This window comes from Labilithrix sp. (assembly GCA_019637155.1).
In the GTDB taxonomy this organism is placed as follows: Bacteria; Myxococcota_A; Polyangia; order Polyangiales; family Polyangiaceae; genus Labilithrix.
The window spans coordinates 68,696-74,912 of the sequence record JAHBWE010000034.1; the positions used below are offsets into that span (position 1 = coordinate 68,696).

7 protein-coding genes are annotated in these 6,217 nt (G+C 74.2%); 3 read left to right on the forward strand and 4 right to left on the reverse strand.

What is annotated here, in order from left to right; genetic code table 11:
• Positions 1–37: 37 nt before the first annotated feature.
• Positions 38–994, reverse strand: coding sequence for an alcohol dehydrogenase catalytic domain-containing protein (locus KF837_43770; GenBank protein ID MBX3234292.1), 957 nt, complete (start codon positions 992–994; stop codon positions 38–40).
• A gap of 72 nt (positions 995–1,066) precedes the next feature.
• Here KF837_43770 and KF837_43775 point away from each other — a divergent pair, with 72 nt between their 5' ends.
• A complete protein-coding gene (locus tag KF837_43775; protein ID MBX3234293.1) occupies positions 1,067–1,597 on the forward strand; it encodes a hypothetical protein in 531 nt (176 codons plus the stop codon).
• A 17-nt stretch (positions 1,598–1,614) separates the two neighbouring features.
• On the opposite strand, the gene KF837_43780 is transcribed toward KF837_43775, so the two are convergent.
• Positions 1,615–2,898: a hypothetical protein gene (locus tag KF837_43780; GenBank protein ID MBX3234294.1), complete on the reverse strand. Its 1,284-nt coding sequence runs from the start codon at positions 2,896–2,898 to the stop codon at positions 1,615–1,617.
• Between the two features lie 76 nt (positions 2,899–2,974).
• On the opposite strand from KF837_43780, the gene KF837_43785 reads away from it, so the two are divergent.
• Positions 2,975–3,583, forward strand: coding sequence for an AAA family ATPase (locus KF837_43785; protein ID MBX3234295.1), 609 nt, complete (start codon positions 2,975–2,977; stop codon positions 3,581–3,583).
• Positions 3,580–4,677, forward strand: a complete 1,098-nt coding sequence (locus tag KF837_43790) for a TIGR02996 domain-containing protein (GenBank protein ID MBX3234296.1) — start codon at positions 3,580–3,582, stop codon at positions 4,675–4,677. The genes KF837_43785 and KF837_43790 overlap by 4 nt, the downstream gene beginning before the upstream one ends.
• A 17-nt stretch (positions 4,678–4,694) precedes the next feature.
• Here the strand turns inward: KF837_43790 and KF837_43795 are convergent, their stop codons facing one another.
• Together KF837_43795 and KF837_43800 are read right to left on the reverse strand one after the other, a co-directional pair.
• Complete coding sequence (locus KF837_43795; protein ID MBX3234297.1) at positions 4,695–6,008, reverse strand: PQQ-dependent sugar dehydrogenase; 1,314 nt, start codon at positions 6,006–6,008, stop codon at positions 4,695–4,697.
• Positions 6,008–6,217, reverse strand: a 210-nt coding sequence (locus KF837_43800; GenBank protein MBX3234298.1) for a hypothetical protein, incomplete at its 5' end; no start/stop codon positions are given. The genes KF837_43795 and KF837_43800, both read right to left, overlap by 1 nt.

Sequence of the window (6,217 nt, forward strand, 5' to 3'; positions counted from 1 at the left end):
CGATCCTCGACGCCGAGTACGGGGCGCCCATCCGTCCTCAGACGTCGATGAGGACCTTCAGCGTCCCGCGCCGTCCCGCGTGCGCGAGCGCTTCGTCCGCGCGGGCGAGGGGGTAGCGCGCCTCGACGAGCGGCAGCGGATCGACGGCGCCGCGGGCGAGCGCGTCGACCGCGCGCTTCATGTCGCCGCAGCGCGAGCCGACGACGCGCACCTCGTGGATGACGACCGGCGCGAGATCGACCGTGAGCTTCGCCGCGACTGTCGTCTTCAAGACGACGGTGCCGCGCGGCGCGACGAGCTCGAGCGCGCGCGCGAGGCCCGCTTCGCTGCCGGTCGCCTCGACGACGAGATCGGCCCCGGCGAGCGACGGCGGGACGTCGGCCTCGAGGAACGTCTCCGCGCCGGTCGCGAGCGCGAGCTTCTTCGCGTGGCGCCCCACGATCGCCGTCTTCACACCCGCGCCCGCGAGCGCGCGCGCGATGAGCAGACCGAGCTTGCCGTCGCCGAGGACGATCGCGCGGTGCGGGGCGCGGCCCTCGAGATCGTCGAGGACGTGGAGCGCGGCGGCGAGCGGCTCGGCGAAGACGGCCGCGTCGTCCGAGACGTCGGGCGGGACCTCGACGAGACACGACACCGGGATCGCGAGCTTCTCCGCGAACGCGCCGGCGCGCCCGACGATGCCGAGCACGGTGCGCGCCCTGCAGTGATGGCCGCCGCGCGCGACGCACTCGGCGCACGTCCCGCAGCCCGCGTTGATGTCCGCGACGACGCGCTTGCCGATCCACGTCGCGTCGGCGCACGCCTCCACCACGCCGACCATCTCGTGCCCCGGCACGCCAGTGAAGCCCATGTAGCCGCGCGCGAGCTGGAGATCGGTGTCGCAGACGCCCGCGCGCACGACGCGGACGACGGCCTCGCTCGAGCCCGGCGCGAGCACGGGCGCGGGGTGATCGCGGACGATGCGCGGATCGGGATCGAGCACGAGAGCGAGCATGCACCACGTTCTACGGCGGATCGTCGCTCACGTCTCCGTTGACGGCGGCGGCTTACGCCGAGACGCTGGGGCATGGCCGGCGAGGAAGAGACCGACGCGCTCGCGCCCGTCGATACCGTGCAGGCGGCGGGCGTCGTCGCGCTCGGGCTCGCCGCGTGCTCGTTCGTCACCACGTTCTTCTGCGGGTACGTCGTCCGCGAGCAGCTCTCGCGCGCGCCGGTGCCGATCCGAACGCACGTCGACGCGATGACGGTGGTGAGCGCGGTCCTCTTCGCGCTCCTCTTCCTCGTCTGCATCCGCGCCTACCTCCGCGCGCGAAGGAGTGCCGCGCGCGGGACGCTCACGCGGACGGCGCGCCTCGTCCCGTTCATCATCCTCACGGCCGGTCTCGCGGGCGCATACTACGGCGCGAGCGCGGCCGGCCGTCGGGTCCAGGAGGACGAGGAGTCGGCGCAGGAAGCGTGCGCCTCCGCCGGCGCGTCGAGCGCGGCGCTCGATCGGTGCCTCGTCCTCGCGATCCGGTGCGGTCGCGTCCGGCGCTCGCCGACCTCGGAGGAGACGACGGAGTCGTGCTTGCGCGCCGCGCTCGCCGCCGAGCGGTGACGTCGACGTCGTACGTCTCAGGGGAAGTCCACCACCGCGACGGGGAGGTGGCTCCGCGTCGTCGTTCCGTCGCCGAGCTCGCCGGAGACGTTGTTGCCCCAGCACATCGCCTGCCCGCCGTCGCGGACGGCGCAGCTCCGGAACCCGCCGCCCCCGACGAACCTCGCGTCCTTCATCGAGGCGACGGGATCGAGCACCGGCGAGCCGGCGTCGCGTCCGGAGCCGAGCTGTCCGTACGCGCCTTCGCCCCAGCAGCCGATCTCACCCGTCGCGCGCACCGCGCACGCGTGCTGGAGGCCGGTGCTGATCTGGGTCGCGTCCACGAGCGACGCGACGAGGATCGGCGACGGGTTCGGCGTCGTGCTCGTGACGCCGTTGCCGAGCTGACCGGCGTCGTTCGTGCCCCAGCAGAGCACGCGGCCGCTGCGCTGGCGCGCGCAGGTGAAGCTCGCCGCGGTCGCGATCTCCACCGCCTCCGTCGCGCCGCCGACCTTCTGCGGGACCAGGCTCGCCGTCGTCGTCCCGTTGCCGAGCTGCCCGCGCGAGTTCTCGCCCCAGCAGTACACGTCGCCCGGGTCCACGATCGCGCAGGCGTGGAGGCTCCCGATCGCGATCGCGGTGACGCCGCTCAGGTCCTTCACCTTCACCGGCGAGGGCGAGCTCGTCTTCGTGCCGTCGCCGAGCTGGCCGTAGTCGTTGCCGCCCCAGCACGACGCGGTCTTGTCCGTCAGGACCACGCACGTCGCGGTGGTCCCGCCCGCGACCGCGACGACGCCGCCGACGTTCGGCACGTCGAACGGCGTCGACGACGCGCGGTAGCTCGGGATGCCGAGCTGCCCGCTGTAGTTGAAGCCCCAGCACGTGAGCCGGCCGTCGCGGCGCACGACGCAGGTGTGGTTCGCGCCCGCCGCGATCGAGACCGCGTCGTCGATGCCGGGGACGACCTTCGGTCGCGGCGAGTCCGGCGGATTGGTCCCCGCGTCGAGGTCGGCGCCGTCGCCGAGCTGACCGAGACGCGCGGCGCCCCAGCAACGCACCGTCCCGTCCGGCATGAGCGCGCAGGTGTGGTTCGACCCGAGCGCGAGGAGCGGGACCGGGGGCGCGGTCGGGCCCGCGTCCTCGAGCGGCGTGCCGTCGTCGTCGTCATCGTCGTCCTCGCCCCCGCTGCTCGACCCGCCGTCGTCGCGCGCCGACCGATCCGCGCGCAGCCGCACGTCCTCGACGCCGACGATGGCGTTGCACGCCACCACGACGCATGCGCCGAGCACGATCATCGCCACGAGCCTCCCGTCGAGACGCATCGATCCCCATCGAAGCACGTCGGGGCCGCGCGTGCGATCCTTCGGTGCCGGAGACGGCGTATCATCGCTCGTCGACATGCTCGTGTTCGTCGTGGGGACGGGGACCGACGTCGGGAAGACACACGTGACCGCGACGCTCGTCGCCGCCGCCGCGCCCGCGCGCGCGTGGAAGCCGGTCGTGACGGGGCCGAGCGACGACGCCGCGCGGATCGGCGCGATCGAGCCGCCGCTCTACGCGTTCGCGCCGCCGGTCTCGCCCCACCTCGCCGCGCGCGAGGCCGGGGTCACGATCGCGGCCGCCGCGATCGCGACGCGCGCGCGCGCGATCGCGGAGCGGGCGTCGACCCCGCTCTTCGTCGAGAGCGCGGGCGGGCTCTTCAGCCCGATCTCCGATCGCGAGACCAACCACGACGTCGCGCTCGCGCTCTCCGCGACGATGCTCCTCGTCGCGCCCGATCGCCTCGGCGTCCTCCACGACGTCGGCGCGGTGGTCCGCGCGTCGAAGGTGCCGCTCCCCGTCGTCGCGCTCTCCGCCCCCGCCGCGCCCGACGCCTCGACCGGCACCAACGCCGAGGAGATCGTCCGCCTCGGCCTCGCGAAGCACGTCGTCGAGGTGCCGCGCGCCACCCCCGACGCAGCGCCGAGCCTCCACGCGGCGGCGGCGCTCTTGCGCGTCCTCGCGTGAGCACGGGCGATCCGCTGCTCGATGCGATCGTCGCCGATCCCGACGACGACGCGCCGCGGCTCGTGTGGGCCGATCGCGAGGGCGGCGAGCGTGGCGAGCTCGTGATCCTTCAATGCCGCCTCGCGCGGCGCGACCTCGCGCCCGACGAGCGACGTCGCCTCGTCGCGCGCGAGCGCATGTTGCTCACGATGAACCGCGTGCGCTGGAGCCGGCCGCACGGGCTCGGCGAGCACGTCGTCCCCGACTTCGCCCGCGGCTTCGTCGAGCGCGCGAGCGTCCGCGCCGACGTGTTGATGAACGACGCGGCCGGCCTCCGCGCGCGCATGCCGCTGCTGCGCACGATCGAGCTCCTCCCCGTCGCGCTCGACGGCGCACCGAACGAGGAGGCCGCCCGCGCCGGTGCTGCGCGCCGGCTCGCGGCCGCATTCGGCTCGTTCGCGCCCGGCGCCCTCCGCGAGATCGCCGGCGTCGCGAGCTGGGAGCACGGCTGGGGCGACGACTTCGCGGCGATGATCGCGGACGTCCCGACGCTGCGGGGGCTCCGCGCGGTGGAGGTCGGGCATCGAGCCACCGCGGCGGCGGTGACGAGCCTCGCGCAGCTCCCGTCGCTCGAGCGCGTCGCGCTGCCGGGGCATCGGCTCGGGCGCGACGTCATGTCCTCGCTCCTCCAGCGCCTCCCCACCGTGCATCGCGTCGCGATCGGCTTCGGACAGCCGCGCCTCCACGACGAGACCCTCGCCTCGTTCCTCGCGCAGCCCGGGGCGCGACGGCTGAGCGAGCTCGTGATCGACGATCCGCTCGACGAGCCCGACGTCGCCGCGGTCTTCGCCGCGCCTTCACTCGTGAACCTGCGGCGCCTCGCGTTGCGCTGCGTCGGTCCGATCACCGGCGTCGACCTCGCGCTCGAAGCGCTCGAAGAGCTGGTGCTCGACGCCGACGTCGACGACGCCGCGTTCGCGCACGTCGCGCGCGCGACGTTCGCGCCGCACCTCCGGCGACTCTCGCTCCCACGCGCGCGGCTCACCGCTGCGTCCGCGCCGCTGTGGCGCTCGTTTCCGCGGCTCGAAACGCCGCCGGAGGACGTGCACGGCTAACGGCGGCGACGGGATCGTCAGCGCGGCACGAGCTCGAGGAGCTCGCCGGCGGACTCGTCGGTGACGAAGATCGTCCCCGTCGGGCCGACGCGCACGTCGCGAACGCGGCCCGCGCGTTCGACGAGGAGGCGCTCCTCACCGATGATGCGCTCTCCCTCCAGCGTGAGGCGTACGAGGTGCCGCTGCGCGAGGGACCCGATGAACAGACTCCCGCGCCACGCGGGGAACGCCTCTGCGTCGTAGAAGGCGGCGCCCGCCGGAGCGATGACGGGGTCCCAGTAGTAGAGGGGCTGTTCGATCCCGGCCCTCGACGTGACGCCTTCGCCGACCGGCGAGCCGTTGTAGTTGATGCCGTACGTGACGGTCGGCCAGCCGTAGTCCTTGCCGGCGCGGATGACGTTCACCTCGTCTCCGCCGCGAGGGCCGTGCTCCACCGTCCAGAGCTCGCCGGTCCACGGGTTCAGCGCCGCGGCCTGCGGGTTGCGAAGGCCCGCCGCGAAGACCTCCGGGAGCGCGCCCGCGCGACCGACGAGCGGGTTGTCCTCCGGGATCGCTCCGTCGGGGCGGACGCGGATCACCTTCCCGTACGAGCTCGCGAGGTCGCGCGCGTTGCCGGAGCCGTCACCGACGGCACGCTCGCCCGTCGCGACGAAGAGGGAGCCGTCGCGCGCGAAGACGAGCCGCGCGCCGAAGTGTTGCGAGCTGTTCCGCGTCTCGGGCATGCGCCAGATCACCTGCACGTCGGCGAGGCTTCCTCCGGCGAGCCGCGCGCGCGCGACCGCGGTGCCGCTGCCGCCGGTGCGAGGCTCCGAATACGTGAAGTAGACGAGCGACGTCTGCGCGAAGGCGGGATCGACGACGACGTCGAGGAGGCCGCCCTGCCCGTTCGCGGCGACCGCCGGCACGCCGGCGAGCGGCGAGGAGACTTCGCCACTTGCGGAGACGATACGCATCTGTCCCGCACGTGAGGTGACGAGCTTCGCGCCGTCCGGCAAGAAGGCGACGGCCCACGGGACACCGAGCCCGCTCGCGACGACGCGCACGTCGAAGGCGACGTTCGTCGCGTGGCCGGGCGCGCGCGTCTGTCCCGGGAACGCGGGCGTCTGCGACGGCGCGTTCGGCGGGTTGGTCTCGACCGGCGCTCCGCTCGGCCGCACCACGTCCGCGCCGGAGTCGACGACGCCGGCAGGATCACCCGAGGACGAGCTCGCGACCGTCCCGCTCGAGCTCGTCGAGGACGCGACGCTACCGCCGTCAGGCTGCGATGGCGCGTTGTCCGCCGACGTGCACGCCGACACGAGCACGAGAGACAGAAGAACCTCGCGACACATCAGTCGCCCTCGCCGGCGTCGACGACGGCGGGTGGATTCTGGACCGGCGGCATCCCGTAGACGTCACCGGTGCCACCGCAGTCCGCGCACGCCAGCGTCGTGCCCGCCGCGGTCGCGGCCGTTCCGAGCGCAAGCAACGCCGCGCGCGACAGGTGCCCGCCGCTCTTTCGCGCCGGCGGCGTCGCGCTCCACCCGTTCGGAAGCGCGCT

Bases quoted from the DNA above. Each gene is read 5' to 3' on its own strand.
- KF837_43775 (MBX3234293.1), top strand. From the start codon at position 1,067: ATGGCCGGCGAGGAAGAGACCGACGCGCTCGCGCCCGTCGATACCGTG.
- KF837_43780 (MBX3234294.1), bottom strand. From the start codon at position 2,898: ATGCGTCTCGACGGGAGGCTCGTGGCGATGATCGTGCTCGGCGCATGC.
- KF837_43785 (MBX3234295.1), top strand. From the start codon at position 2,975: ATGCTCGTGTTCGTCGTGGGGACGGGGACCGACGTCGGGAAGACACAC.
- KF837_43795 (MBX3234297.1), bottom strand. From the start codon at position 6,008: ATGTGTCGCGAGGTTCTTCTGTCTCTCGTGCTCGTGTCGGCGTGCACG.
- KF837_43770 (MBX3234292.1), bottom strand. From the start codon at position 994: ATGCTCGCTCTCGTGCTCGATCCCGATCCGCGCATCGTCCGCGATCAC.